Raw genomic sequence first — 26,260 nt, forward strand, 5'->3', positions numbered from 1 at the left:
GTTATGAGTTTTGGGTAATGAGTTCCAGTTTTTCGAGTGTTTTAGCAATCAAATTAACTTTTCTTTCATTTTTTGAAAACGATAATTTCTAATAAATTTAGCCTGTTCCGGAGTTACTAATAAAGGAGTTTTGGCTTTTTTAGCTTTCCAAAATCCTCTTATATAATCTAAAAATAAGAATGGTTTTTTCTTCATCATTGCCAATTTTGCCGAAGCAATTGCAGTAATCCAAAAACCATATCCTAAGGTATAAAAAGCTTCGCCTTGTTTATAACGAGCTGTTTTGTTGTAGTTTGCACCTGTTGGCTTTAAATGTTTTACATGTAAAGATTCGTCGGTGACAACTTTCCAATCATAATATTTACAAAGCAGTTCATCAACGGTGTCCCAGCCCATTGCAGGGCGTAATCCTCCAATTTGCTGGAAAGTTGCTGCTCTGTAAGCTTTCAAAGCTCCGCGAATGTGATCTTTATCGGTTAAGTTTTCCAAAACCCATTCGCCATTTTTATCGATATAGCAGAATCCGCCAACCATTCCAATTTTTGGATCTGACTCGAAATGTTTGATTATGGTTTCAAAATAATTTGGAGGAAAAATTAAATCACCGTCAATTTTTACAATGATATCGTAATCAGAATCTAAAGTTTCAAAACCTTTCTGAAAAGCCTGAATTACTTTACTTCCCGGCATATGAATCGCATCTGAAGTTTTGTTCACAACAGATATGTATGGATTTTCTTTTGCAAATCCTAAAACAACTTCTTCTGTTTTATCAGTCGAATTGTCATTTACAACCACAACTTTTGAAGGCAAAACGGTTTGTGAAACCAAGGATTGTAAAGTCAAGCCAATTAAATCTTGCTCGTTGTGTGCGGGAATGACGATGTAATATTTCATAATTTTCAATTTAAATTCCAATTCTTTAAATTCCAAATTCCAATTAAAACTTGTTCAATTGGAATTTGGAATTTTATTTTTTTGAAATTTGCCTTTAGGCTTTTATTTTTTCAGCAACAACAAGATAATATCTCGGAGTGAAATACCTTAGTAAAGGTCTTAATCCAAATTTTTTCACCGGATGCGTGAATTGTAAACGATCTGTAATTTTCCAGCCCGTTTTTTCTAAAAGCCAGTCCAATTGCCAGTCTTCAAATTCGTGGTAATGTCTATCCCACATATCAGTTTTAGAACGGTATGCTGGTGAAAACCATAAACGCAACGGAATCGAAATTAACAATTTATCGCATTTTACGTTTTCTAAAACGGTGTATGGATTTAGTAAATGTTCGAAAATTTCAAATGCCGTAAAAACAGTATATTCTTCTGTTTGTAAAGCAGTGTGATCGTTATCTAAATCTTCTCCTTTTGTATTTTTTACAGTATAGCCATTTTCTTCCATTATTTTAGAAAATGGATTTGGTACGCCAAAATCAAAAATGGTCTCTGAAGTATTTACGTGTTTTTGTAAAAATTCTAAAGTAAGCTTGAATCTTTTATTAGGAAACGTTTTTTCGTACATAGTCATTGCGAACGAATCAATCTCTCGTTCTTGATTTTAATTAGGTCGCAAATATACTAAAAAAGTCCGCACTATAAGATGCGGACTTTTTAGTTTTCAGTATTCAATCACAGTTTTCAGTAGCTGTGAATTACGAATATAAATTTAATATCGATATACAAAAGCATTAATATTCATTCCTGCTCCAACTGAAGCAAAAATAAGAACATCGCCTTTATTGATTTCGTGATTTTCGATCTTTCCTTGTAAAATCAAATCATATAAAGTAGGTACAGTTGCAACACTGCTGTTTCCTAAATCATGAATGCTCATTGGCATAATATCTTTCGGCGCCGTTTTATCATAAAGTTTATAAAAACGTTCGATAATCGCTTCATCCATTTTTTCGTTTGCCTGATGAATAAGGATTTTTTTAACCTCGCTGATATCAATACCGCTTTTATCTAAGCAGCTTTTCATCGCGCACGGAACATTGTTTAAAGCAAATTCGTAAATTTTACGTCCATACATTTTAATGTATTTGATGTCCGGATCTAAATCTGGGTTGTATGATTTTCCGAAGAAAAGATAATTGGCTTCATCATTTGCAAAAGTGGCACTTTCATATGATAATAATCCAGCTTCATCTGTTGATAATTCTAAAATTGAAACACCAGCTCCATCAGAATAAATCATCGAATCACGGTCATGATCATCTACAACTCTTGATAAAGTCTCAGCTCCAATTACCATCACTCTTTTTGCCATTCCTGATTTGATGAAAGCGTTGGCTTGTAAAACACCTTCAATCCAGCCCGGGCATCCAAAGAGAATATCGTAAGCCACACATTTAGGATTTTTGATGCCTAATTTGTTTTTAACGCGAGTGGCTAAACTTGGTAAAATATCAGTTTGATGCGTTCCGGTTTTTACGTCACCAAAATTATGGGCGAAAATAATGTAGTCTAAAGTTTCGGCATCAATTCCTGCATTTGCAATTGCTTTTTGAGCTGCAAAAAAAGCTAAATCTGATGCTGTATATTCTGGTTCGGCATAACGACGATTTTGAATTCCTGTAATGCCTTTGAATTTTTTAATAACGACTTCGTTCGGATAAGCAAATGGAGTTCCGTCTTCATTTAAAAAAACATGTTTGTCAAAATCTGTGTTTTTTACTTCTAAATTAGGAATGTAGCTCCCAATACCAATAATTTTTATTTTCATTTTTCCCGTAATTATCCGATAAATTTGACGCTAAAATAGAAATAAAATAATGATAACTATCATAAAAAATACTATGCGTGCATATAATTGTGAAATAAGAGATTTTTTAATGATAAATTGATTATTTACTAATGATTTTTTAATTTTTCCGAGATTTCAAACGTTTGAGATTGATTTGGGAGCGTATTTTTATTTCGTATGAATATTTGAAAGTGTTATAAAAATTAAAAAAGTTTTTAAGAATGTTATAAAAAAACAAAACCCGATAACGATGATGTTATCGGGTTTGTTTTATGAAATAATCTACGATTAATTTTCCATGTAAGCTTCAATAGGAGCACAGCTACAAACTAAGTTTCTGTCACCATAAGCATCATCTACACGACGAACTGATGGCCAGAATTTATTTTCAGCAATGTAATCTAATGGGTAAGCTGCTTTTTCTCTAGTATAAGGGAAATCCCAAGAATCTGTAGTTAACATTGCCAATGTGTGCGGTGCATTTTTCAATACATTGTTTTTATCATCAGCAGTTGCAGCTTCAATTTCTTTTCTGATTGAGATAAGTGCATCACAAAAACGATCTAACTCAGCTAAATCTTCAGATTCTGTAGGTTCAATCATTAAAGTTCCAGCTACAGGGAAAGAAACCGTTGGAGCGTGGAAACCATAATCCATTAAGCGTTTTGCGATATCACCAACTTCGATTCCGTTTTCTTTAAATGAACGACAATCTAAAATCATTTCGTGGGCTGCTCTTCCGCATTCTCCTGTATAAAGAATTGGATAGTGTCCTTCGAAACGAGATTTCATATAGTTAGCATTCAAGATTGCGTGTTCTGTAGCACTTTTTAATCCTTCAGCACCCATCATTGTGATGTAACCGTAAGAAATCAAACATACTAAAGCAGATCCGTAAGGAGCAGATGAAATAGCTGTAATAGCTTGTTCACCGCCAACATTTAAGATTGGGTTTGTTGGCAAGAACGGAACTAATTTTTCGTTCACACAGATTGGTCCAACTCCAGGTCCACCACCACCGTGAGGAATAGCAAATGTTTTGTGTAAGTTTAAGTGACAAACGTCAGCACCAATGGTAGCCGGATTTGTTAATCCAACTTGCGCGTTCATGTTTGCACCGTCCATATATACTAATCCGCCATTTTCGTGGATTAATTTTGTGATTTCAATAATTGAAGATTCGAAAACTCCGTGAGTAGAAGGATACGTTACCATTAAACAAGATAAATCATCTTTGTGTTCAATCGCTTTTTCTCTTAAATCTTCTACGTCAATATTTCCTTCTGGAGTCGTTTTCGTAACAATAATTTTCATTCCGGCCATCGCTGCAGAAGCAGGATTTGTTCCATGAGCTGATGAAGGAATCAAACATACATTTCGGTGACCTTCGTTTCTTGACAAATGGTAAGCACGAATAGCCATTAATCCTGCATATTCTCCTTGAGCTCCAGAGTTTGGCTGTAAAGTTGTTCCAGCAAATCCAGTAATTACATTTAATTGCTGCTCTAATTTTTTAAGCATTGTAAGGTAACCTTCAACTTGGTCAACTGGTGCAAACGGGTGAATGCTGTTCCAGTTTGGCATTGAAAGAGGCAACATTTCAGAAGCTGCGTTTAATTTCATTGTACAAGAACCTAATGAAATCATCGAGTGATTCAATGATAAATCTTTACGCTCTAATTTTTTGATGTAACGCATGATCTGACTTTCTGAATGATGATTATTGAATACATCATGAGTCAAGAAAGATGAAGTTCTTTCTAATGAAGCTGGCAATTGGCTTGCAGAAGTTAATTCAGAAACCGTAACAGTTTCTTTCCCTAAAGCTTCAGCAAAAATCGCAACGATTTGATTGATATCAGCAACAGAAGTTGTTTCGTTTAACGAAATTGAAACTGAATCAGCATCAGGGTAGAAGAAGTTTACTTTGTTATTTTCCGCAACTGCTTTCACTTTTTGAGCATCAGCTTTTACTAAAATAGTATCAAAGTAAGCTGTGTTAGTTTGGAAAACTCCTAATTTATTTAAAGCTTCAGCAGTAGTAACTGCAGAGGCGTGAACTTTATTTGCAATATATTTTAGTCCTTCAGGTCCGTGGTAAACCGCGTACATTCCAGCCATAACTGCCAATAAAACCTGAGCAGTACAAATGTTAGAAGTCGCTTTTTCACGTTTAATGTGCTGTTCACGAGTTCCTAAAGCCATACGTAAAGCACGGTTTCCATTTGTATCAACAGAAACTCCAATGATACGACCCGGCATCGAACGTTTGTATTCATCTTTAGTTGCGAAGTAAGCAGCGTGAGGACCACCGTAACCCATTGGCACACCAAAACGTTGTGTTGTTCCAACTACTACTGCAGCTCCCATTTCTCCCGGAGAAGTTAAAGCAGCCAATGATAAGATATCAGCAGCAAAAGCTACTTTAATTTCATTTTCTTTTGCTTTAGCAACAAAAGCGCTGTAATCATTTACCTGACCGTATTTACCTGGGTATTGTAAAATCGCTCCAAAGAAATCATTTGAAAAATCAAATGTTTCGTGGTTTCCAACAACTAATTCAATTCCAATTGGAGTCGAACGTGTTTGAAGTACAGATAAAGTTTGTGGTAAGATTTCTTCAGAAACGAAGAATTTGTGTGTATTGTTTTTCTTTTGATCTCTCGTACGAACATCAAATAATAACGCCATAGCTTCTGCAGCAGCAGTTCCTTCATCAAGTAAAGAAGCGTTTGCAATTTCCATTCCTGTTAATTCGATAACTGTAGTCTGGAAATTCAAAATTGCTTCAAGACGACCTTGAGCAATTTCTGCTTGGTAAGGCGTGTAAGCTGTATACCATCCTGGGTTTTCAAAAATATTTCTTTGAATTGGAGCCGGAACAATAGTTGGGTGATAACCCAAACCAATGTATGATTTAAATGTTTTGTTTTTCTTTCCTAATTCGCGAATATGATTTGCAAATTCGAATTCTGTCATAGCAGGATCTAAATTCAAAGGCGCTTTTAAACGAATATCGTCCGGAAGGGTTTCATAAACAAGTTGTTCAATCGAATCAACTCCAATAGTTTTCAGCATGTGCTGAAGATCTGTTTCTCTTGGACCAATGTGTCTTAAAGCAAAAGCATCTGTTTTCATGTAGCTATCTAAGTTTTTTAAATTAATGTGTTCGTGCACCATTTTGCTGTACGAATCACATTTAAAAGTAAATGTGTTGTTTTTTTGTCGCGCAAAATTAAGTATTATTAATAATTTAATGGGTATTTTTAACTTCAATTTTTATCAAATTTCTAACTAAAGAGTTGATTTGTTACCAATTGATTAGATTTGAGGCATGAAACTTCTAAAACAAATATTAGATTTTTATTTAAACAGCAGTATTCACGTGGCTTTATCGTGTTATGCTTTGGTTCGTATTACTTTTCATTTCTTTCATATTCAGTATGATGAACCAATGGCGCTGTTCGTTTTTTTCGGAACAATTGTAGGATATAATTTTGTAAAATATGATGCTTTGGTTCGTGTGAAAAGAAAACCGGTTGGCATTCAATTAAAAATTATTGCTGTTTTAAGTTTTATTTCGCTGATTTTAGTCGGATATTATTTTTTCCATTTAAAAAGAATCACGCAAATTGTTTCTGTTGTAATTTTTGCCATAACCGCGCTTTATACATTACCGTTTTTTCCAAACAGAAAAAATGCCCGAAATTGGGCAGGAGTAAAAATCTACATTGTAGCGATTTGTTGGGTAGGAGCAAGTTTGGTTTTGCCGTATATAAATGCTGAAATTCCTTTTACGGCCGATTTTTTTATAAAATGCGTCCAGCGTTTTGTTTTGGTTTTTGTACTTATTTTGGTTTTCGAAATTCTGGATTTAGCTAATGACGATCCACATTTGCAAACCGTTCCACAGACAATCGGTGTAAAAAAAACTAAGATTTTAGGATTTTCACTTTTGGTTCCGTTTTGGGTTTTAGGAATTTTATCATTTACGCTTCATGATCTTATGATCAATCTGATAATGGTTGTGACATTAATGTTTTTCATTTTCTTTGCGAATACAAATCGCTCCAAATATTACACTTCTTTCTGGGTCGAAAGCGTACCGATTTTTTGGTGGTTGATGATAGTTTTTCTGTAAAAATGCTTTGGGCGTGCCACCATCCCGATAAAAGGGCAAATTTACTTTACGTTTATACGCCCTTTTATCGGGATGCTGTCGGGCTATCCGCGCTACTTCGGTAGCTTGCTTCTATCCCTCACGTAAACCGTAAACCGAGAAAATTCATTTTCAAAAGAAGATTTCATTAATTCTTTTCTGAAACCTTTTTTAAAACCTTATTTCTTTCCAAAAGGAAATTCGTAAGATGCTTTTCTAAAAACAAAATATCAAAAAGTTCTCCAAATATGCCAAACGGAGTTTCATATTGCAATATATCCTTCATAATTGTTACGCCATTTTCTTCTTCAAAAATATGCTCATGTTTGAACGATTTGAATTTACCTTTCTCCATTTCATCCATAAAATAATCATGAAGATTCATTTTTGTAATACGGCTTTTGTGCGTGATGTAAAATCCGAAATGTTTACCGCGCCAGGTTACGGTTTCGTTTAAATTGATTAAACCAGATGTTACGCCAGCAATTGCTTTCTCTTTTGTAGGACTTGCCGATTGCTGATGAAGATCGATATTTCTTGAAGCATCAAAAACGATTTGTTTTGATGCTTTTATTTTGGTTGTGAGATTTATTGTTGTCATGATTTTCTTGTTTTGTGCGTTGTTTTGTCATTTCGACGAAGGAGAAATCACACTAGAAACTCCACAATCAAAATCGTCAATCTTTGTCGATTCTCTAGTGTGATCCCTCGTTCCTCGGGATGACAAAAATGCGTGCAGTTTCAGTGCAATAAATCTCGAAAAGCCTCATCAATATCCTCAAACTTAAATCTAAACCCATTTTCTAAAAGTCTTTTCGGAACTACGTTTCGGCTTTTCAAAACCAATTCCGTTTCTGTTCGAATAAAAAAAGATCCAATTTCCAGAAAAAATTGATTCATCGGAATTCCGAAAGGAAAACCAATTGCTTTTCTAAGTTTCTGCATAAAAACAACATTTCGAATTGGTTCAGGAGAAACGATATTAATAACACCAGTAATTTCTTTTTGAAGAATATAACCAACCGCATTCGCAAAATCTTCTTCATGAATCCAGCTTATAAACTGATTGCCGTTTCCTTGTTTTCCTCCAAAACCAATTTTTGCCAAAGTCTTCAACGGAATTAAAGCACCGCCATTTTTTCCTAAAACAATAGAAGTTCGTAAAGCCGTTTTTAAAGTATTTGGAGTTTCAATTTTAAAGAATGCTTTTTCCCAAGATAAGGCAACATTTATAGAAAAGTCATTTCCAATTTCGCCATCAACTTCATCCATTTGTTTATCTAAAGAAAAACGATAAATAGTTGAGGTTGACGAATTCAGCCAATGTTTCGGCGGATTTTCACAATTTAAAACCGCTTTATTTAGAATTTTAGTGCTTTCAATTCGAGATAAAAGAATCTCTTTTTTATTCTTTTTCGTATAACGACAATCCACAGATTTTCCTGCGAGATTAATTAGAACGGTTGCGTTTTCTAACTCCTTTTCCCAGCCAGAAAAAGTTCTGGCATTCCAGTTTACATATTTAATTCCGTTTACGGTTTGAGATTTTCCTCGGGTCAGAATTACAATTTCTTCAAATTTATCTTTGAAATGATTCACTAAAACTTGTCCTAAAAATCCTGTTCCAGCTGCGATTATGAGTTTTTCCATTTTATAAATTTAAGATAAATAGTAAAGCAATCATTCGATAAAGAATCCAGGTAAAACACAAATAAAAGGGAAGTTTTAGAATTTTAACTCTTCTGAAATGTTCTGCAAACATGATAAAAACAGTTATTCCAAACCAGCCCAAAATTAAAAATTGGGGAAGATTGACAAATTGATTTAAAATCAAAATTGGAACTAAAATTAAACTTCCCATTAAAGAAATAGTTATTAAGTTTCCAGCATAATTGACAATCGTCTTTTTATCTAATTTTAAAAGAAACAAACTTTGAAAAACAATTTGTCCAAAAGCTAAAATGAATTCTCTCAAAATACTTGTTTTCGGTAAAATCGGAATCAAATTAGAAAATCCAAATAATACAAGAGTTGTTATCGTTAAAGCAAATCCGATAAATAGAAATCTGTATTTGTAATTAAAATCAGGAGTACATTGCAATTTGTTTTCTTCTTTTACATTTCCCGGAATAATTACTTTTCTGTTGAAAGAAACAAAAGAATACATTTTTTTCAGGATAAAATGAATGGGTTTTACCGTTGCTGTTTTTTCAATTAAAGGAAAAGAAAATCCAACTACTTTTATCAGACTGTCAATTCCGTAAATAACGGTTTTAGTTTTATTATCAACCAAAGCAATTTCGTTTGGAGCGCGTTTCAAGTCTACAAAATTTTGCTCTTCTGCAGATAATTGACAATACGATTTTCTTCCGTTTTCATCAAGCATTCCGCTTTTTACAAATCCAGTGGTGTACAAACTGCAAAGCGGACAATCTTCATCATAAAGTAAAGTTTGGTTTTCTAACGTTTTCATGATTTTTGGTTTTAAAGATGAATAGTTTAAGCGTATAATGTTTCTTCGACAGGAATCAATTCGATTTTTCTTTTGTTTTTAACTGTGATTTTTGAGCCTTCAGCTAAGAAAATAGAAGTCGGTTTTTGCGTTTGAAGGAATCCAAAATCGCTTCCATAATTTTTTTCGAAATCAATATCAACTCGGTGATTTAAAACTTCAAATTGTTCCCATCTCGGATGCGTAACTTCATATTCAAAAGTGGTTTCTTCGTCAATTTTAGTATATCCGAAATAATGTTCTGTAATGAATTCAGCTTCAGAATCAATTTCGATTTTACTTAAATCTTTTTTGGTTTCAATTTCAATTGTATTCCATTCTTTGCCATTTTTCCATTGATAAATAAAAGTATTGTTGTTTTCGTTTTCAAGAATTTCATGTCTCATTTTCTGAGTTTCATAATGTTCCTGATACAAAGTATTCGCAATAAAAGTGATCGCTTTTTTGGGAACAATTTCTTTTATAAAAACTACACCACGTTTCCACTTGCCATTTTCAAAACGCTTTACGTAAAATCTCAAATTCACTTCTTCAAAATCGACATGAAAAGGAATTTTTACTCCTAAAACTTTGGTGTTTTTAAACATAAAACCAACTAAACTCACGTAACATTTGTTATTCCAAATATCAATTTCAGTTCCTGCGGGAAGGTATTTTTCTAAAATTTCAGCATTAATTTCATAATTGAAAAGGGCTAAATTTTTCCATTCTGCTTTTAAGAAGTTCATTGGTGTGCTTTTTTATAGATTATTAATTCAGAATTCTCGCCTGAGTTCATATTCTGAAACTATTTTTCTCATTATTACATAGAAATAAATTGCAATTGACATAGGGAAAACTACCATTAAAGACCATTCTATTGCATCATTTGAAGTTGGAAAATAGTTATGTTGTACATAAAATAAAACAAGTTCAGAAATTGCTACGATCCAATAAATTGATAAGTTTCTTTTTGCATAATCTGATTTATGGTACATTTTGACTGTTAAATAAATAGCTGAAATTACCTGAATGATTCCCAAAGGGATTTGCGCCAACATTCCAAGATATACAGTAAGGAAGAGAACCAATGTCGTAATCAATGCAATTTTGTTGATTTTTTTAAGTGTTTTCATAACTGTTTGTTGTTTTTAAACTTTCAGAAAAAATTGAAAGTTTTAATTAAATTTTTTTATTTCATCATTTTGATGACTAATTTTCCTAACCAGTTTTCATTGAATTCAGTCATTTTATCTAACATATTATCAGCTTTTAAAACGAAATCATAAAGCTTAGTTGTTTGATCAACGAAGTGTTTTTCTTCTGCTGAATCTTTAGCTTCAATAGTCGAAACTTCTTTTAAGATTTTAAGAGCTGGTTTAATTTCTCTTTTGCTTCTCTCTCTTGAGATTTTGGCTGCCAATTCGTCCAAATCTTTTTCGGCAGTAAAGAATTCTTTTCTTTCTCCGGCTTTAAATTCTTTGTACACAATTCCCCAATCCATTAAAGCTCTTAGGTTCATGCTGGCATTTCCGCGCGAAATCTGCAATTCTTCCATAATGTCTTCCATAGAAACAGCCTCGTTTGAGACCATTAATAAAGCGTGGATTTGCGCCATCGTTTTATTAATTCCCCACTGAGAACCTAATGCTCCCCAAGTTTGTACAAACTTATTTTTTGCTTCTTTGAATTCCATGGATCAAATGTAAGTAAAAGTTTTTAAACTTTCAAAAATAATTGAAACTTATTTAACAAATTATAAAGTTGTGTTAATTCATCCCCTGAAATTTTCGATTAAATAATGAGAAGGATATTTTTGTAAAAATCGAATTTTATGGAATTATACTACACATTTTCAATACTAATTGTATTGGCTTCTTTCTTCGCCTATTTGAATTTAAGATTTTTAAAACTTCCGGGAACTATTGGGATAATGATTATTGCCATGTTGGTTTCAGTTGGAATCCGTCTTTTAGGAGATTCTTATTTTCCTGCTACAACCAAACATTTTTTTGATTTGATAAAAGAATTTGATTTCAACGAAATCCTAATGGGAGCGATGTTGAACTTTCTTTTGTTCGCGGGCGCATTACACGTAAACATCTCTGATCTTAAAGAACAGAAAGTTCCAATTATGATTTATTCGACAATAAGCGTAGTGTTATCAGCCTTAATTATTTCGATGTTGGTTTATTATATTTCACCACTTTTAGGAATAAAAATCCCTTATATATTTTGTTTGGTTTTCGGAACATTAATCTCTCCAACCGATCCAATTGTGGTTTTGGGAGTTTTAAAGGAAGCGAAAGTTCCGAAGAGAATCGAAACCAAAATTGTTGGTGAATCCTTATTCAATGATGGAGTAGCGGTAGTAATGTTTGCCGTTGTTTTAAAAATGGCAACCGATCCAACTTTTGATGTAAGTTTTGGTTCTATTGCCTGGCTTTTTGCAAAAGAAGGAATTGGCGGACTTTTACTAGGAGCTGTTTTTGGATTTACTGCATCCAAGGTTATGAAGAGAATTGATGATTATAAAGTTTCCGTTTTAATCACACTTTCTATCGTAATGGGAGGGTTTTTGATAGCTCAAAGTTTGCACGTTTCTAGTCCGCTAGCAATGGTTGTTGCCGGATTAATTATTGGAAATTATGGTAAAAAAGTTGCCATGAGTGAAGTAACTCAAGATTATCTTGGTAAGTTTTGGGAACTTATCGATGAGATTTTAAATGCAGTTTTATTTTTATTTATAGGTTTTGAATTGTTGCTACTCCCAAATCTGGACAAACAGTTATTGACAGGTGTTGTAGCTATTTTTATTGTGTTATTTGCCCGAATTTTTTCTATCGTTTTGCCATGGAAGTTCTTCGATATATTTAAGTTTTTCGGAATTAAATCTGCTTATAATAAAGGTTCTTTGATGGTTTTGGTTTGGGGAGGAATTCGTGGTGGAGTTTCTATTGCTTTGGTACTCTCGATGCCTGAAGGAGAATACAAAAACTTGTTACTTGAGGTAACTTATATTGTTGTACTGTTTTCAATAGTCGTACAAGGACTGACTGTTGGGAAATTGGCAAAAAGGGTTTTGGAGAAAGAATAAGAACGAATTACAAAAATATATGGTAACCTGCAAAGAATATTTTTTGCAGGTTTTTTTATGTTTTCTTTTTATGAAGTTTTGTTTAAATTGACAGTTTTGGATTACATATTATGTTTTTCGTGCTATTTTTCTACTTAAATTTACATGCCTTTTATTTTTTTTGAAAGATATAAGATACATTTTTATTGGCTTCTTTTTAAGGAAGATTTTTTAGAAGGCAAAAAAATACCAGAAAATATTACCCAAAAACAAAAAAATCATGAAAGAATTCGAAAGAATGAAGAGTGCATTTGACTTAAATAATTATTTTTCAAATGGACCTTTTTTAAAACAAGTGCATGTTATTATGCAAGAAAAAAAACTGATGTGTCTTTTGGTGTCTCACAATTGGCAAATCAATTGAAAATTAGCAAATCCCAGCTTAATCGTAAAATGAAAAAAGAAATGAGTTTCTCGCCCAGGAAACTCATTTTGCATTATAAAATGGATCTGGCAAAGTATATTCTGAATCAAAATAAATATTCTATAGAAGAAACAGCCTTCTATTGTGGTTTTAGCGGAGTGACTCATTTTAGCCGTAAATTCAAACAAGAATTTGGTCTTTCTCCTTCTAAATATCGTAAAAATGTACTTGCTGTTGTATTTCAGTCTAATGATTGGAAAATCCCTTTAAGCAAAAAGTGTTTTAATAAACTCATTCAGTTAAAAAGTGAATATATCTGGTTAGGGAAGTTACTGATCATTGTAATTGATAATCTTGACAACGAAGCATTCTCTATTGAGATTTTATCAAATAAACTTTTTATGAGTTCATCAAACCTTAACCGGAAAGTGAAATCTTTATTTGGATTTCCAGCAATCCGACTGCTACGTGATATAAGGCTTCAATATGCTACAGAACTATTGATACTACAAAACAAATCAATTACTGAATCAGCAGCTGATGCGGGTTTTTTTGATATCGCTCATTTTTCCCGTGTTTTCAAACAAAATTTTGGATGTCCTCCCAGTAGATATGGAGATAGTATCACTTTATTTCCTTTTGTTGATTTATTGCGAAATCAATTATGATTCAAATTGATAAAAAGTAGCTGATTCTGTACAAATTAAAAAAGGAATAAACTGATAATTTTGACTTGTTAGAATGAATAATTGTACAATTAACATCTAAAAAACTTGTCAACTGACTCTGCAGGTCAGAAAGATAAGTGTTTGAATTTCAGATAAAAATAAATCTAACAGTAGTACAAGGCATACATATGCCAAAAGATGCAAAATATACTTTCATGTTACATTAAAATTTTGTTTGAGATTTTTATACAATACCGTAGATGTTGTTTTAAAAGGTTTGAAATAGACGTATGGAAAAACTTAATTAAGACAAATATTTAAAAATTGCTATAGAGGTAAAAGTCTATGACACAAGTTTAAAATATTATTAACCATTTAATTAGAAAATCATGAGTGTAAAAGTTACAAATGATGATTTAGTTCTTTTAGGTCACGGTAGTTATCCAGGTGGAGCAGCTAACACGAGACTTCCTAAAGAGATTGATCTATATATTTTACCACCTTTAGGGTATACTTTGATGACTGATGTTGCAGAAGCACTGATTCAACAAAGAGAAATTAAAACTGTGACGTTGCATCATAGCAATGGCAGTGGTAATACGACTATTGATGTTCCTTTTGTAGAATATTTGGGTGGAACCGATGCTCCAGATCTTACATTATATGATTTGGGATCTCTTAAAGATTGGGGTATACAAACTATAGGAACCAAACAAAACGTGGTTACTGTTAGCGAAACTACTTTGTTATCTCAATTGTTTACGTCTAATGCGAAAATCGTAGATGCCTTAGCAAAACTTCCTAAAGGAAAAAAATTAAAACTATACTGGTCAGCATGTGCAAATCAGGTAAGTGGTAATACTGCTAGTTTGAGTTAAATAATCATCTCAACCAAAAACTAGTAATGCATTTTTATTAATAAAGATTGATAAATCATTCTGGATGAAATAAAAATAATAAACCATTTTAGTGAAAGAACAATCACTTAAAAAAATCAAGCTGTTCACATTCAGAAAATAATGTGAGGCGGAACCTGAAAAGCTTATGAGTAAGGACAAACAATCAAAAATATAAAATTATGTTTAGTATAGAAGCATTAAATTCGACAACCAATTATACTATTTACTTAAAAAATGAAAGTAGTGATGATAAAAATTTCTGGTGTTTTTTAGAAAAACCAAATGGGGTACCAAGTAGTGCAGTTTTTGCAAATTCATCTGCTTCCTTAAATGTAGTGCCTAACTACGGGGGAACAAATAAGTTTGTTATTCCGCTTCAATACTCTTTAGGAGCTGGTGCTTCAAACGAAGCGGTAGGACTTGGTGTTCAAATTGATACGAGCATCATTAAAAATGCTGAGTTAAAACAAACCTGGGAAGCTTATTACGCTACTATACCACCTAATCAAGGGCCAAATTTGAGTCTTGTACAAGGACAAAAAAGTCCAGATAATACTATTGGATATTTATCTAATGGATTTAATAAAGTGAAAAATGAAAATGGGAAGTGGTTCAGTAATATGAGTTTTGGTATTCAGACTCAAAATGGATTTTTAGGGGTTACCTGGTCTCCTTCTCCAAATGATCAAAATACGATTACTCCAAAGTTTTCATTTTACATCTCTACAGGTTCTTTTACAAGTTATGAACTTGCTGATATTTCAACGATTTCCAGACAATCTGCAAAAGTTGAATTAAAAGATTTTATAAACTTAGAGGCAACCGTTACTTTGACTGCTACAGGAGAGTGGTTAGTACAAGGAGGAAAAGTATAAAAATGTAATATTTAGAAGGGCTGCCCAATAGCAGCCCTTTTTTTTAAAATTAAACACTTTATGAAAACATTCGAGAATAACAGATCTATAGAGGAATATCTATATGCCTTGCAACAGCGAAATTTGGTGTATAATTATGATTTTAGATATTTTAGTAATCAAATTGAATTTAATTACGGAACTCCTGATGGTTGGTGTTATGAGGATAAGGGAGCTAATGGAAGTATTAATTTTGATAAAAGTACAGAAAGCTGCATTATTAAAAAAAGCGGGGATAGTAGTTTAATGACTTTTAAACAAGCTCTTCATGAATTTCCACGTTGGAAGCAAATGCTTTTGGATGAAATGATTTCGGCTAAAGTAATTATGAATTTAAGTGTTGCCGGCAATGTAAGTGTAACACTATCAGATGGCATCGATTCAAATACTATTGTAAAAAGTGGTGTAGGCGATTTTGAAGTTGATGTGCAGTTAAAAATAAATAAAACGGCAAAAGCGGTTTGGATTGCGATTGCCTCTGCAACACCATCAATTGTGATTTCTATTGCAAAGGTATATGGAAATGTTGGAGTGGTTGCTTTAGAAAACTTACCATGTATCGTACAAGGTGTTATAGGAGAGCGTAAACAATATATTGGTACCGAAATACCTCCAGCTGAAGAGTTGTCTTTATGTCAAACTCCATTAGAACTTACTAATGATTATTCAAGGCTAAACTCCGTGATTAATAATAGATTTGGTAAAGGAGCAAATGGAAATTCTATGCTTATTGATATGAGAGGGTATTTTAGCAGAGCATGGAATAATGGTGCTAAGGTAGATCCTGACGCAGCAAATAGAAAACCGCCCGGAACAGGAACAATTCAAGGAGATCATGTAAGTACTGTAGAACAGGATATTTTTCTAAAACACGATCATGGATTAGATTTTTCAATTGACAAAAATATTCTAATGGGAGATAAAAGTTCAACGACAATTATAAATACTGCCAGTACTTCTAAAACCAAAGAAACTGCTGATGGAAAAGAAACCCGCCCAAAGAATATTGCTGAGCTTTATACTATTAAATGGGCATAATTGGCATAATCAGGAATCTCTAAAAAGAAAAAATCCGAAGTAATTTACCTCGGATTTTTTTTATCGTTTATCTTCTTTCGAATAATTAGATTCTCCATTAATATTAATTTCTCCGCCTAAAAAATGAGGTTTGCGATTTCTCAAAACATCAAAAAACGATTTAAAAATTGAACCGTATTCTCTAAAGCGAACATAATTGTAACCAAGATATTCTCCGTTATTGGCAGAATATCCAGAAGATTTAATGCCAAGTTTTTGTCCGATATAAATCGCTCGGTTTAAATGATATTCCTGAGAAATTAAAGTTGCTTTTTTAATCTTGAAAATATGTTTGGCACGATACATTGTTGAGTAAGTGTCGAAACCTGCGTAATCGATAAAGATCTTTGTAGTGTCGACACCATGATTATAACAGTAGTTTTTCATAACCGTTAATTCATCATATTCCTGACGACCGTTATCTCCCGAAAGTAGAATTTTATTAATTCGTTTCATTTTGTACAACAGTATACCGGCATCCAGACGATCTTTTAAATATTTGCTCGGCTCGTTTCCTTTAATTCCTGCACCAAAAATAATTCCAACATCATTTTTTGGGAACCTTTTTATCGAATAATGAATCTTGGTTTTAGTTGAAGATTTTACATAATAATTCACTGAAATAACAGCAATTAATCCAATAAGTAAAAGGTAAAAGAAGATTCTAAAATATTTTTTCACGATATATTTTGTAAGATTAAGATTCAAAAACACGAAGATAGCTAAAATTAATTCTAAGTTAAGATCAAATAAAAAAACCGAAGCAGGAAAGCTTCGGTTTCAAAATATCTAACAGTCTAAGAAGTCTAAGAATCTAAGAAAGTCTAAAGTAATCCTGCTCTTTTCAATAAAGCTTCAGGTTTTGGTTCCTGACCTCTGAAACGTTTATACAAAGTCATCGGATGTTCAGTTCCTCCTTTTGAAAGAACGTTATCTTTAAATTTCTTAGCAATTTCTTCGTTGAAAATTCCATTTTCATGGAAATATTCGAAAGCATCCGCATCTAAAACTTCTGCCCATTTGTAGCTGTAATATCCAGAAGAATAGCCACCTTGGAAAATGTGTGAAAACGCAGTACTCATCGCATTTTCTTTTACATCAGGATACAATTGCGTATTGGCAAATTGTTCTGTTTCGAAAGCTTTTAAGTCAGTAATATTAGTTGGATCTTGTCCGTGCCAAGCCATATCTAATAATCCAAAACTCAATTGACGCAACGTTGCTAAACCTTCCTGGAAACTTGCACTTTCTTTAATTTTCTGAACATATTCAATCGGAATGATTTCTCCCGTTTCATAATGATTCGCGAACAAAGCCAAAGCTTCCGGTTCGTAACACCAATTCTCCATAATCTGACTTGGTAATTCTACGAAATCCCAGTAAACAGAAGTTCCTGATAAACTTGGATAAACCGTATTAGCCAACATTCCGTGCAAACCGTGCCCGAATTCGTGGAATAAAGTCGTTACTTCATTAAAAGTCAATAATGAAGGTTTTGTTTCTGTTGGTTTAGTGAAATTACAAACGTTAGAAATATGAGGTCTTTCGTTTACGCCGTCTTTCACATATTGCGATTTGAATGAAGTCATCCAAGCGCCGTTTCTTTTTCCTTTTCTTGGGAAGAAATCAGCGTAGAAAATCGAAACTAAATTATTTTCAGCATCTCGAACTTCATAAGTGGTAACTTCTTCGTGATATTTATCGATATCAAAAACTTCCGTAAAAGTTAAACCATATAATTTTTTAGCAACTGTAAAAGCGCCGTCTAAAACTTTTTCTAATTGAAAATAAGGTTTCAGTTTTTCGTCGTCTAAATTAAAAAGTTGTTGTTTTAATTTTTCAGAATAATAAGCGCCGTCCCATTTTTCTAATTGCTCAATTCCGTCTAACTCTTTTGCGAAAGAAGTCAATTCTTCAAATTCTTTTTGAGCCGCAGGTTTTGCTTTTGCCAATAAATCATTTAGGAAAGAGAAAACTTTTTCTGGACTTTCGGCCATTCTTTCTTCTAAAACAAAATGTGCGTGCGTTTTGTAACCTAATAAATTCGCTCTTTCATGACGAAGTTTAGCAATTTTTAAAACGTTTTCTTCATTGTCGAATTCGTTTTTCTGAAAACCTTTCGCTCCAAATGCAATTGCCATTTTTTTACGCAATTCACGATTGTCAGCATAAGTTAAAAACGGAACGTAACTTGGGTAATCTAAAGTGAAAATCCAGCCTTCTTTTTCTTGATTTTTGGCTAATAATCTCGCCGCTTCGATTGTTCCTTCCGGTAAACCAGCTAAATCTTTTTCATCTGTTAAATGCAATTCGAAGTTATTGGTTTCTGCCAAAACGTTTTCACCAAACTGTAAACTCAATTTCGATAATTCTTTGTCGATTTCTCTTAATTGATTTTTTTTGTCTTCTGGCAAATTCGCTCCGTTTCTAGAAAAGCTTTTGTATTTTTTATCTAATAAAGTTGTTTGTTCTGGATTCAGATTTAAATTTTCTTTCTGATCATAAATCGCTTTTACTCTCGCAAATAAATCAGCATTCAAACGAATATCGTTTCCGAATTCTGAAAGTAAAGGTGAAACTTCCTGAGCAATTTTCTGCATTTCGTCATTCGTTTCTGCCGAATTCAAATTGAAGAAAACACTAGAAAGACGATCCAAAATATCGCCTGAATAATCCATCGCTACAATGGTGTTTTCAAAAGTCGGCGCAGCTGGATTATTTACAATCGCATCAATTTCGGCTTTAGCCAAAGCAATTCCTTCATTGAAAGCAGGAACGTAATCCTCGATTTTTATTTGCGAAAAAGGTGCTGTGTTATGTTTGGTATTGAAATATTGGGTTAAAACGCTCATATTATTTATGCTGTTTAAAATATAAAATTAGAAAATCATAATTTGATTTTTTCCGTATCCTGAAAAGTATTCCAAAAACGAAGTAACTCTAAATTAGTGTTTTCGATACGATAATAAAGTGAAATGTGTTTGGTAATGAAAATTTTATAAACGCTTTTGTAGTTGGTTTTTACAAATAAAACATTGTCATTTTTTAAAAGTGTTATAGTAGAGTTTACTTTTTCGATAAAATTGAGGGCCACTCTTTCAGACCATTCTGCTTCTAAATAATCAATGTGTTCCAAAAGTCTTTTTTAGCTTGTGGAGCCCAAATTACATTCATTATTTAAAATATTTTGAATAACGATTTTTGGTTTCTTCCATAACAACATCATGCGAAATTCCGTCATTATTGTCTAAAGAATAAATAGCCTCATTTATGTTGCTTTTTAGTTCTTCAGAAAGGCTTTCTTTAGATTGAATGAACTCCACAATTTCTTGAATTAAATCAGGATTATCGATGTCTAAAACAATTTTAGCGAGCTCTATTTTAGAAGTTTGAATGTTCATTTTGCTTTTTTTCCAAAGTTAAGTTTTTCTTTTAGAAATTTTTATAATGAATCGTTAATAGTTCTAAAGGTTTTTTTGAAAAGATTCTCAAAGAAAAAACACAGAGATTCACAAAATTTTGCCTGTCTCTGTGCTTCTTTTTGTGTCTGTGAAATTACTTCTTCAAACTTTCAGCCGCTTTATTAACCGCCGCTTTCAATTCTTCTTTATAAGAAATAATAGTATCTAAAACTTTTTTATCGTGGCTTCCGATGATTTGTGCTGCTAAAATTCCAGCATTTTTTGCTCCGTTTAAAGCGACAGTTGCAACAGGAACACCGCCTGGCATTTGCAGAATCGACAATACCGAATCCCAGCCATCGATAGAATTACTTGATTTTACGGGAACTCCAATTACAGGAAGCGGAGACATTGAAGCCACCATTCCAGGTAAATGCGCTGCACCGCCCGCTCCAGCAATAATTACCGAAATGCCGCGAGTATGTGCATTTTTGCTGAAATCGAATAATTTCTCCGGCGTTCTGTGTGCCGAAACGATATCTACTTCAACTTCTACATTAAATTGTTTTAATATGTCGATTGCATCCTGCATAACTGGCATGTCTGAGATGCTTCCCATTATAATAGCTACTTTGCTCATGTTTTTTGTTTGTTTTGTTTCAGGTTTCAAGTTTTGTTGAGACTAAAAACTGTTTGTTTTGTTTTAAAGTTGTAAACTTCGACTAATCACTAATCACTAATTACTAAGCGCTAATCACTCTAATAGTATTCTTAACTTCCTCTGCAATTCGTCTTGCTTCCTGCATATTTTCATTTACGATTGTAACGTGACCCATTTTTCTGAACGGGCGCGTTTGCTTTTTACCGTAAATATGTGGTGTAACGCCATCCCATCCTAAAATGGTTTCGATGTTTTCATAAACCACGTTTCCAGAATGCCCTTCGGCACCGACTAAATTTACCATAATTCCGGCAACTTTGCTGTCTGTGTTTCCTAACGGAAGATCTAAAATAGCGCGTAAATGATTTTCGAATTGTGAAGTATAACTTGCTTCTATAGAATAATGCCCTGAATTGTGTGGACGAGGAGCAACTTCGTTTACCAAAATTTCGTCGTCCTGAGTCTGGAACATTTCAACAGCCAAAAGACCAACATGATTAAAGTTTTCTGAAACTTGTAAAGCAATTGCTCTGGCTTTTTCTGCAACTTTTTCGTCGATTCTTGCAGGACAGATTACGTATTCAACTTGGTTGGCTTCCGGGTGAAATTCCATTTCTACAACCGGATACGTTTTCATTTCTCCAGATGGATTTCTTACCACAATTACTGCCAATTCATTTTTGAACGGAACCATAGTTTCTGCAATGCATTCTACATTTGGAAGTATATCTAAATCTGAAACTTGGCGAACTATTTTTACGCCATTTCCATCATAACCAAATTCGGTGCATTTCCATACAAATGGTAATTTCAGATTGTTGATTTTAGATTTTAGTTGATCTAAATTTTCAAATCTTTCGAATGGTGCAGTTGGGATATTATTTTTAGCGTAAAAATCTTTTTGAACACCTTTATTCTGAATTCCTTTTAAGGTTTTTGGAGATGGATATATTTTTAAACCTTCGTTTTCTAATTGCGTTAAAGCTTCAAGGTTTACCAATTCAATTTCAAAAGTCAAAACATCGACTTGTTTTCCGAAATTATAAACCGTTTCATAATCCATTAAATCGCCTTGAAAGAATTTATTACAGGCAATTTTACTAGGCGCTTCATCGCTTGGATCAAGAACGTAAGTTTGTATGTCAAATTTTCGGGTATCGAACAAAAGCATTTTGCCTAATTGCCCTCCGCCTAATATTCCTAATTTAAAATCAGAAGAAAAATAATTCATTTTGTGTTGTGTTTTTGCAAAGATACTTTTTAATCTTTTTTTAGCCAAAATTTAGTTTTTCTGCTATGGATTGATAAAGTTTTGCCACAGATTAAAAGGATTAAAAGGATTTTTTTTGTGTGTGTTTTTGGTTGCCACGAATTACACGAATTTTCACAAATTTTTTAGGTTGAATTAAAAAAAAGAATTCGTGAAAATTAGTGTAATTGCTTCGCCTGTTCGCTATCGCTCGGGTTGTGGCGAAAAAATCCTTTTGATCCTTTTAATCTGTGGCTATCAAAAAACTATTTTATTTTCTTCAAAACTTCTTTGGCGACGGCTTTGTATGCGGCAGAATGATCTCCGAAATCTTTATCAATAATCACTTTTAGTTCGGGATGAATCCAGTCGTAATGATTTCCTAAAACATATAAAGTTCTTATTGAATATGCTTTTGTAGCGACTTTTGTGTCATTAATTAACCAATCGAAAGAAGCTTCTATGCAATCCTGAAGATTTTCTTCGGAAAGTTTTATGGAGTTTTCGTTTTTCTTGTAATGAGATTTTACCAAAAGCTGAACGACTTTTGCAATTGGACGCATGGAACTTTCATCTTTTAAAACTTTCAGATTCGAACAGAAAAAATCAAGATGAGGTTGAAGCCAAAGTAATTCTTCATAAGACACAAATTCTAAAATCCAGCAAGCTTTATGATTGTTTTTGTCTTCGGGCGAAAAGCAAATCGAAACCAACTCGCTAAAAAGGGAAGGGTTTTCTAAAACATCTTGTGCCGTTTTGAGACGATTTTCTCTATAAGCATTTACATAATCGAGTTTTTTTTGCAATTCAGAAAGCATCATTTAATATTTAAATACTAAGCTAAAATAAGTAATTTAATGAGATAATTCCGTAATAATTTATTGGTAATCCAGGATAATAAAATCTTGGTTGAGCATTTCCGACAGCGGTTGCATTGGTCAAAATCATCGAAGCGTATTTTTCATTTGTGACATTGTTGATTCCTGCGTCTAAATGCGCTTTTAAACCAGATAAAATTTCAAATTGATAACCCGTTTTTAAATTTAAAAGCGAATAAGAATCTGAAAAATTAGCATTCGAATCGTTCATTGGGATTTTATCGGTAAACTGAAAATCGGCTGAGAAGTAAAAGCCAGAATTGGTATTTAAATTAAAACCTGCACTTGCCGTATTCGCTGGAACTCCGGTTAATTTGTTTCCTGAATAATCATTTCCGTTATCGACGAATTCTTTAAATTCATAATTTCCAATTGAATTTCCTATATATGAATCTAAATTAAAAGTTCGATTGATTGTCCAATTGTGATTCAACGAAATTTCGATTCCTTCATGGAAAGTTTTTCCAGCATTTACACCTTCATATTGATCGTCGCCGATTCTTTTGGCTACTAATAAATCTTTAATTTCCATTCGGTAAACGGCAATTTGTGTGTATAATTTTTTGTTGAAAAAATGAAGTTTTCCTCCCAATTCAAAATTATAGCCCGTTTCTGGTTTAATGTTTTGATTGATGTTTCCTGCTGAGGTTAGAGTTTCTTCGGTTGCGGGAAGAGAAAATCCTCGGCTTACAGAAAAGTAAAAGGTTCGGATTTCATTCGGCTTAAATAAAAAGGAAAGTTGTGGCGAAAAAATTCCGTCATAACTATAATGTTCCGTTGGATTATTCGCGGAAGCGGGAAAATCATTCTGAAGTTCGAATTTGGTTTTATTGTAATTTAAACCGGCTTGAATTTCAAAATGATCGGAAAGTAAAGTTCTGATTTGCGAAAAAATATTGTAAAAATCTCTTTTTTGATTCGTTGCAGAAAGCTGATTACCTTGTAAACTTCCGTTTCCATTATTCTGTTGATATAAGTTTTGAAAAGTATTTCCGCTGTAATTATCTCTGAAATATTCCAGACCAGCAATAAATTGATTTTTGATTTTTCCGATTTTAAAATCTCCTGAAAACTGAGTTCTCGCGCCCGAAGCAAAAGTATATTGACGCAAAATATCAAAAGGTCGCGGTTCGTTGCTGTCTTTATAATTGATGAAAACTGAAGTCGAATTATTTAAATGATCGTTTATTTTGAAATCGTAAGCTAATCCGCCCAAAGTCGATTTGTATTCTTTGAATCCTTTTGAAGCAACCCAAGTCGGCGCTCCCGCTTTTGGATTATTGTCGAAAGTGTTTTTATTAATCGAACTCGGAATGTAAGCTTTCAAATAAGTATAATTAGAAAAATAAGTCAGTTTGCTGTTTTTCTTTCTAAATAATTCTCCGCCAAGCGTAATTCCTTCCCGACTGTAAGCACTATTTTGTCGCCAGCCGTCTGTCTTTAAATTATGATAACTAAGATTTAAAGAACTGCTTTTTTCATTCAAATCAAAACTGATTCTGTTTTTTAATAATCCAAAAGAACCAAACACAGAACTTACTTCAGCCTGATAATTTCCTTTTTTTAATGTTTGAGGTGAAATTAAAATTGCTCCGCCCAATCCAGCGCCGTAAATACTCGAAAGCGGACCTTTTATAACTTCAATTTGATTGATATTTTGAAGGTCAATATCATCAATTACGGTTTCACTGTTTCCAGAAGTCAGTGGAATAGTTCCATAAAATGCTCTAATTTTATTAGTTCCGTAAGGAGTTCTCGCGCCAATTCCGCGAATCGAAATTCGGGTTGTGGTAATATTCGACGACTGCATAAAAACTCCAGGAATCGTATTAATGACATTGCTGATATCTGTTGTGCTATTTCGAAGTAATTCTTTTTCTGATAAAATACCAATCGAAGCCGGACTATTCTGTAAATCCCGATTAATATGAAGCGGACTTATTAAAACTTCGTTTAGTTTTTGAGTTTTTACAGAATCAATAGAGTTGCTTTTTTCATCTTGTGCAAAAATGTTTTGACAAACAATTAGAACAAGAAGAAAAAAGCAATATTTTTTTGAAAACATAAAAGGTTTCTTAAATATGAAAAAAATGCAGAAAATGTATAGGTTTGGTGCGGAGCACAAAGTTTAAAAACAATTTTGTCATTTCGACGAAGGAGAAATCACACTCGTGATTCGACAAAGATTGGCGATTTTCATTGTGGAGTTTCTAGTGTGATTTCTCCTCCGTCGAAATGACAAAAAGAAGTAAATTTAGAATTCTATGTGTTTAAATTAGAATTTGGAATTTTACTTATTCGCTGTCACTTTCCAAATCGTATTTCCGCTGTCATCATTAACCAAAAGCGCTCCATCTTTCATAACTGTAACAGCAACTGGGCGTCCGTAAACTTCCGCTTTATCATTATCAGAAATAAAACCAGTTAAAAAATCTTCCGGTTTTCCTGAAGGTTTTCCATCTTTAAAAGGAACGAATAATACTTTGTAACCTGAAATATTAGAACGGTTCCAAGAACCATGCTGACCAACAAAAGCGCCATTTTTATATTTTGCCGGAAATGCATCCTTAGTATAAAAAGCCAACCCAAGAGAAGCAGTGTGTGGACCGACAGGAACATCTGGAACAATTGCTCTTTTGATTAAATCTTTTCGTTCGCCTTTCCCTTTCCATCTTGGATCAGGAATACTTCCAAAATACGAATATGGCCATCCGTAAAAACCGCCTCTTTTTACACTTGTAATATAATCGGGAACTAAATCGTCGCCAAGTTCATCTCTTTCATTTACAGCAGTCCAAAGCTCTTTTTTATTGGCCGGATTCCAATCCATTCCCATAGGGTTTCTAAGTCCGTCAGCATAAATTTTTTCGCCAGTTCCATCAGGATTGATTTCTAAAATGGCAGCGCGACGAATTTCTTTATCCATTCCGTTTTCTCCAACATTGCTTCCTGAACCAACACCAATATAAATTTTTGTTTCTTCAGGATTAGCAAGTAAACTTCTAGTCCAGTGATTGTTGTATCCGCCAGCTGGTAATTCAACAATTTTGGTTCCTTGAGTTTCTAATTTCAAAGGTGCATTTTTATAAGGATAACGATAAAGTCCATCGGTATTTGCAACATAAAAAAAGTCTTTTAAAATTAACATTCCTAAAGGTCGGTTAAGGTCTTTTAAAAAAACTTCTCGAGTTTCATAGGTTCCGTCTTTGTCAGTGTCGCGCAAAATTATAATTTGGTTTTTACTCGTTCTTGTTCCGCTTTCAACAACAAAAATATCATCGTTTGGACCTATATAACTCCAACGAGGATTACTAAAACCGTCAGCAAATTTTGTAACGGTAAAACCTTCTGGTGCTATTGGCGTTTTTCCTTCTGGCCAGCCTATAACTTTACTGTTTTTTGTTTTTGATTCGGTTGCGTATGGAGGCGGCAGGGTGAGGTCGCCTATTGCAGTTTTTACAACAGTTGCAGGTTGTTTAGCTAAAGCTTCTTTTTCTTCCTTTGTTACTTGTCCTTGACAGGCTGTTAATATCAGGAATGCTGAAAAGATTTGTATTGTGGTTTTCATTGAGGTTTGTATTAAAGATTAAAAGGCCTCAATTTACTAAAATTAAAAAGAT

General features: G+C 33.3%; 25 protein-coding genes. 6 read left to right on the top strand and 19 right to left on the bottom strand.

The features are described from left to right. Nucleotides 1-48: 48 nt before the first annotated feature. From ACNFIH_RS15290 to gcvP, 4 genes are all read right to left on the bottom strand, one after another. Nucleotides 49-897, bottom strand: a complete 849-nt coding sequence (locus ACNFIH_RS15290) for a glycosyltransferase (RefSeq protein WP_426483796.1) — start codon at nt 895-897, stop codon at nt 49-51. A 94-nt stretch (nt 898-991) separates the two neighbouring features. Continuing rightward, the gene (locus ACNFIH_RS15295; RefSeq protein ID WP_426486728.1) at nt 992-1,519 is read right to left on the bottom strand and encodes a methyltransferase; all 528 of its coding nucleotides are present in this window, start codon (nt 1,517-1,519) and stop codon (nt 992-994) included. 144 nt (nt 1,520-1,663) lie between these two features. Further along, complete coding sequence (locus ACNFIH_RS15300) at nt 1,664-2,722, bottom strand: 3-oxoacyl-ACP synthase III family protein (protein ID WP_426483797.1); 1,059 nt, start codon at nt 2,720-2,722, stop codon at nt 1,664-1,666. A 309-nt stretch (nt 2,723-3,031) separates the two neighbouring features. Beyond that, the gene (gene gcvP, locus ACNFIH_RS15305) at nt 3,032-5,881 is read right to left on the bottom strand and encodes an aminomethyl-transferring glycine dehydrogenase (RefSeq protein ID WP_426483798.1); all 2,850 of its coding nucleotides are present in this window, start codon (nt 5,879-5,881) and stop codon (nt 3,032-3,034) included. 196 nt (nt 5,882-6,077) lie between these two features. Between gcvP and ACNFIH_RS15310 the strand changes: the two genes are divergently transcribed. Next, nucleotides 6,078-6,884: a hypothetical protein gene (locus tag ACNFIH_RS15310; protein ID WP_426483799.1), complete on the top strand. Its 807-nt coding sequence runs from the start codon at nt 6,078-6,080 to the stop codon at nt 6,882-6,884. Between the two features lie 166 nt (nt 6,885-7,050). On the opposite strand, the gene ACNFIH_RS15315 is transcribed toward ACNFIH_RS15310, so the two are convergent. From ACNFIH_RS15315 to ACNFIH_RS15340, 6 genes are all read right to left on the bottom strand, one after another. Further along, nucleotides 7,051-7,503, bottom strand: coding sequence for an SRPBCC family protein (locus ACNFIH_RS15315; RefSeq protein ID WP_426483800.1), 453 nt, complete (start codon nt 7,501-7,503; stop codon nt 7,051-7,053). Nucleotides 7,504-7,643: 140 nt separating this feature from the next. Beyond that, nucleotides 7,644-8,552, bottom strand: a complete 909-nt coding sequence (locus ACNFIH_RS15320; RefSeq protein WP_426483801.1) for a TIGR01777 family oxidoreductase — start codon at nt 8,550-8,552, stop codon at nt 7,644-7,646. A 1-nt stretch (nt 8,553) separates the two neighbouring features. Next, on the bottom strand, nt 8,554-9,375 hold the full coding sequence (locus tag ACNFIH_RS15325; RefSeq protein ID WP_426483802.1) for a hypothetical protein: 822 nt from the start codon (nt 9,373-9,375) through the stop codon (nt 8,554-8,556). 26 nt (nt 9,376-9,401) lie between these two features. Then, complete coding sequence (locus ACNFIH_RS15330) at nt 9,402-10,142, bottom strand: YqjF family protein (protein WP_426483803.1); 741 nt, start codon at nt 10,140-10,142, stop codon at nt 9,402-9,404. A gap of 27 nt (nt 10,143-10,169) precedes the next feature. After that, nucleotides 10,170-10,529 carry a hypothetical protein gene (locus ACNFIH_RS15335; protein ID WP_426483804.1) on the bottom strand — a complete coding sequence of 120 codons (360 nt, stop codon included), beginning with the start codon at nt 10,527-10,529 and terminating at the stop codon, nt 10,170-10,172. Between the two features lie 56 nt (nt 10,530-10,585). Next, nucleotides 10,586-11,089, bottom strand: coding sequence for a GbsR/MarR family transcriptional regulator (locus ACNFIH_RS15340; RefSeq protein WP_035650528.1), 504 nt, complete (start codon nt 11,087-11,089; stop codon nt 10,586-10,588). Between the two features lie 138 nt (nt 11,090-11,227). On the opposite strand from ACNFIH_RS15340, the gene ACNFIH_RS15345 reads away from it, so the two are divergent. From ACNFIH_RS15345 to ACNFIH_RS15365, 5 genes are all read left to right on the top strand, one after another. Continuing rightward, complete coding sequence (locus ACNFIH_RS15345; RefSeq protein ID WP_426483805.1) at nt 11,228-12,490, top strand: cation:proton antiporter; 1,263 nt, start codon at nt 11,228-11,230, stop codon at nt 12,488-12,490. A 366-nt stretch (nt 12,491-12,856) separates the two neighbouring features. Beyond that, on the top strand, nt 12,857-13,561 hold the full coding sequence (locus ACNFIH_RS15350; protein ID WP_426483806.1) for a helix-turn-helix transcriptional regulator: 705 nt from the start codon (nt 12,857-12,859) through the stop codon (nt 13,559-13,561). A 389-nt stretch (nt 13,562-13,950) separates the two neighbouring features. Then, complete coding sequence (locus ACNFIH_RS15355; protein WP_426483807.1) at nt 13,951-14,439, top strand: putative adhesin; 489 nt, start codon at nt 13,951-13,953, stop codon at nt 14,437-14,439. A gap of 200 nt (nt 14,440-14,639) precedes the next feature. Beyond that, complete coding sequence (locus ACNFIH_RS15360; RefSeq protein ID WP_426483808.1) at nt 14,640-15,335, top strand: hypothetical protein; 696 nt, start codon at nt 14,640-14,642, stop codon at nt 15,333-15,335. A 60-nt stretch (nt 15,336-15,395) separates the two neighbouring features. Then, nucleotides 15,396-16,412 carry a hypothetical protein gene (locus ACNFIH_RS15365; protein WP_426483809.1) on the top strand — a complete coding sequence of 339 codons (1,017 nt, stop codon included), beginning with the start codon at nt 15,396-15,398 and terminating at the stop codon, nt 16,410-16,412. Nucleotides 16,413-16,472: 60 nt separating this feature from the next. On the opposite strand, the gene ACNFIH_RS15370 is transcribed toward ACNFIH_RS15365, so the two are convergent. The 9 genes from ACNFIH_RS15370 to ACNFIH_RS15410 all read right to left on the bottom strand — a co-directional run bounded on the left by ACNFIH_RS15370 (nt 16,473) and on the right by ACNFIH_RS15410 (nt 26,208). Then, nucleotides 16,473-17,132, bottom strand: coding sequence for a SanA/YdcF family protein (locus tag ACNFIH_RS15370; RefSeq protein ID WP_426483810.1), 660 nt, complete (start codon nt 17,130-17,132; stop codon nt 16,473-16,475). A 143-nt stretch (nt 17,133-17,275) separates the two neighbouring features. Then, the gene (locus tag ACNFIH_RS15375) at nt 17,276-19,303 is read right to left on the bottom strand and encodes a M3 family metallopeptidase (protein ID WP_426483811.1); all 2,028 of its coding nucleotides are present in this window, start codon (nt 19,301-19,303) and stop codon (nt 17,276-17,278) included. A gap of 35 nt (nt 19,304-19,338) precedes the next feature. Then, on the bottom strand, nt 19,339-19,587 hold the full coding sequence (locus tag ACNFIH_RS15380) for a type II toxin-antitoxin system RelE/ParE family toxin (RefSeq protein ID WP_426483812.1): 249 nt from the start codon (nt 19,585-19,587) through the stop codon (nt 19,339-19,341). A 37-nt stretch (nt 19,588-19,624) separates the two neighbouring features. Next, the gene (locus ACNFIH_RS15385) at nt 19,625-19,852 is read right to left on the bottom strand and encodes a hypothetical protein (protein WP_426483813.1); all 228 of its coding nucleotides are present in this window, start codon (nt 19,850-19,852) and stop codon (nt 19,625-19,627) included. Between the two features lie 154 nt (nt 19,853-20,006). Then, the gene (gene purE, locus ACNFIH_RS15390) at nt 20,007-20,492 is read right to left on the bottom strand and encodes a 5-(carboxyamino)imidazole ribonucleotide mutase (protein WP_426483814.1); all 486 of its coding nucleotides are present in this window, start codon (nt 20,490-20,492) and stop codon (nt 20,007-20,009) included. A 103-nt stretch (nt 20,493-20,595) separates the two neighbouring features. Further along, nucleotides 20,596-21,744, bottom strand: coding sequence for a 5-(carboxyamino)imidazole ribonucleotide synthase (locus ACNFIH_RS15395; RefSeq protein ID WP_426483815.1), 1,149 nt, complete (start codon nt 21,742-21,744; stop codon nt 20,596-20,598). A gap of 284 nt (nt 21,745-22,028) precedes the next feature. Continuing rightward, entirely contained in the window at nt 22,029-22,583 is a 555-nt protein-coding gene (locus tag ACNFIH_RS15400) for a hypothetical protein (protein ID WP_244290005.1), read from the bottom strand. Between the two features lie 19 nt (nt 22,584-22,602). Then, nucleotides 22,603-24,705 carry a TonB-dependent receptor gene (locus ACNFIH_RS15405; RefSeq protein WP_426483816.1) on the bottom strand — a complete coding sequence of 701 codons (2,103 nt, stop codon included), beginning with the start codon at nt 24,703-24,705 and terminating at the stop codon, nt 22,603-22,605. A 225-nt stretch (nt 24,706-24,930) separates the two neighbouring features. Continuing rightward, the gene (locus ACNFIH_RS15410) at nt 24,931-26,208 is read right to left on the bottom strand and encodes a PQQ-dependent sugar dehydrogenase (protein WP_426483817.1); all 1,278 of its coding nucleotides are present in this window, start codon (nt 26,206-26,208) and stop codon (nt 24,931-24,933) included. Between the last annotated feature and the right edge of the window lie 52 nt (nt 26,209-26,260).

It is taken from the genome of Flavobacterium sp. 2 (assembly GCF_049949195.1).
In the GTDB taxonomy this organism is placed as follows: Bacteria; Bacteroidota; Bacteroidia; order Flavobacteriales; family Flavobacteriaceae; genus Flavobacterium.

What these genes read in the sequence shown, in the direction of transcription:
- ACNFIH_RS15290 (WP_426483796.1), bottom strand. Translation starts at nt 897, where the DNA reads ATGAAATATTACATCGTCATTCCCGCACACAACGAGCAAGATTTAATT.
- ACNFIH_RS15295 (WP_426486728.1), bottom strand. Translation starts at nt 1,519, where the DNA reads ATGTACGAAAAAACGTTTCCTAATAAAAGATTCAAGCTTACTTTAGAA.
- ACNFIH_RS15300 (WP_426483797.1), bottom strand. Translation starts at nt 2,722, where the DNA reads ATGAAAATAAAAATTATTGGTATTGGGAGCTACATTCCTAATTTAGAA.
- gcvP (WP_426483798.1), bottom strand. Translation starts at nt 5,881, where the DNA reads ATGAAAACAGATGCTTTTGCTTTAAGACACATTGGTCCAAGAGAAACA.
- ACNFIH_RS15310 (WP_426483799.1), top strand. Translation starts at nt 6,078, where the DNA reads ATGAAACTTCTAAAACAAATATTAGATTTTTATTTAAACAGCAGTATT.
- ACNFIH_RS15315 (WP_426483800.1), bottom strand. Translation starts at nt 7,503, where the DNA reads ATGACAACAATAAATCTCACAACCAAAATAAAAGCATCAAAACAAATC.
- ACNFIH_RS15320 (WP_426483801.1), bottom strand. Translation starts at nt 8,552, where the DNA reads ATGGAAAAACTCATAATCGCAGCTGGAACAGGATTTTTAGGACAAGTT.
- ACNFIH_RS15325 (WP_426483802.1), bottom strand. Translation starts at nt 9,375, where the DNA reads ATGAAAACGTTAGAAAACCAAACTTTACTTTATGATGAAGATTGTCCG.
- ACNFIH_RS15330 (WP_426483803.1), bottom strand. Translation starts at nt 10,142, where the DNA reads ATGAACTTCTTAAAAGCAGAATGGAAAAATTTAGCCCTTTTCAATTAT.
- ACNFIH_RS15335 (WP_426483804.1), bottom strand. Translation starts at nt 10,529, where the DNA reads ATGAAAACACTTAAAAAAATCAACAAAATTGCATTGATTACGACATTG.
- ACNFIH_RS15340 (WP_035650528.1), bottom strand. Translation starts at nt 11,089, where the DNA reads ATGGAATTCAAAGAAGCAAAAAATAAGTTTGTACAAACTTGGGGAGCA.
- ACNFIH_RS15345 (WP_426483805.1), top strand. Translation starts at nt 11,228, where the DNA reads ATGGAATTATACTACACATTTTCAATACTAATTGTATTGGCTTCTTTC.
- ACNFIH_RS15355 (WP_426483807.1), top strand. Translation starts at nt 13,951, where the DNA reads ATGAGTGTAAAAGTTACAAATGATGATTTAGTTCTTTTAGGTCACGGT.
- ACNFIH_RS15360 (WP_426483808.1), top strand. Translation starts at nt 14,640, where the DNA reads ATGTTTAGTATAGAAGCATTAAATTCGACAACCAATTATACTATTTAC.
- ACNFIH_RS15365 (WP_426483809.1), top strand. Translation starts at nt 15,396, where the DNA reads ATGAAAACATTCGAGAATAACAGATCTATAGAGGAATATCTATATGCC.
- ACNFIH_RS15375 (WP_426483811.1), bottom strand. Translation starts at nt 19,303, where the DNA reads ATGAGCGTTTTAACCCAATATTTCAATACCAAACATAACACAGCACCT.
- ACNFIH_RS15385 (WP_426483813.1), bottom strand. Translation starts at nt 19,852, where the DNA reads ATGAACATTCAAACTTCTAAAATAGAGCTCGCTAAAATTGTTTTAGAC.
- purE (WP_426483814.1), bottom strand. Translation starts at nt 20,492, where the DNA reads ATGAGCAAAGTAGCTATTATAATGGGAAGCATCTCAGACATGCCAGTT.
- ACNFIH_RS15395 (WP_426483815.1), bottom strand. Translation starts at nt 21,744, where the DNA reads ATGAATTATTTTTCTTCTGATTTTAAATTAGGAATATTAGGCGGAGGG.
- ACNFIH_RS15400 (WP_244290005.1), bottom strand. Translation starts at nt 22,583, where the DNA reads ATGATGCTTTCTGAATTGCAAAAAAAACTCGATTATGTAAATGCTTAT.
- ACNFIH_RS15405 (WP_426483816.1), bottom strand. Translation starts at nt 24,705, where the DNA reads ATGTTTTCAAAAAAATATTGCTTTTTTCTTCTTGTTCTAATTGTTTGT.
- ACNFIH_RS15410 (WP_426483817.1), bottom strand. Translation starts at nt 26,208, where the DNA reads ATGAAAACCACAATACAAATCTTTTCAGCATTCCTGATATTAACAGCC.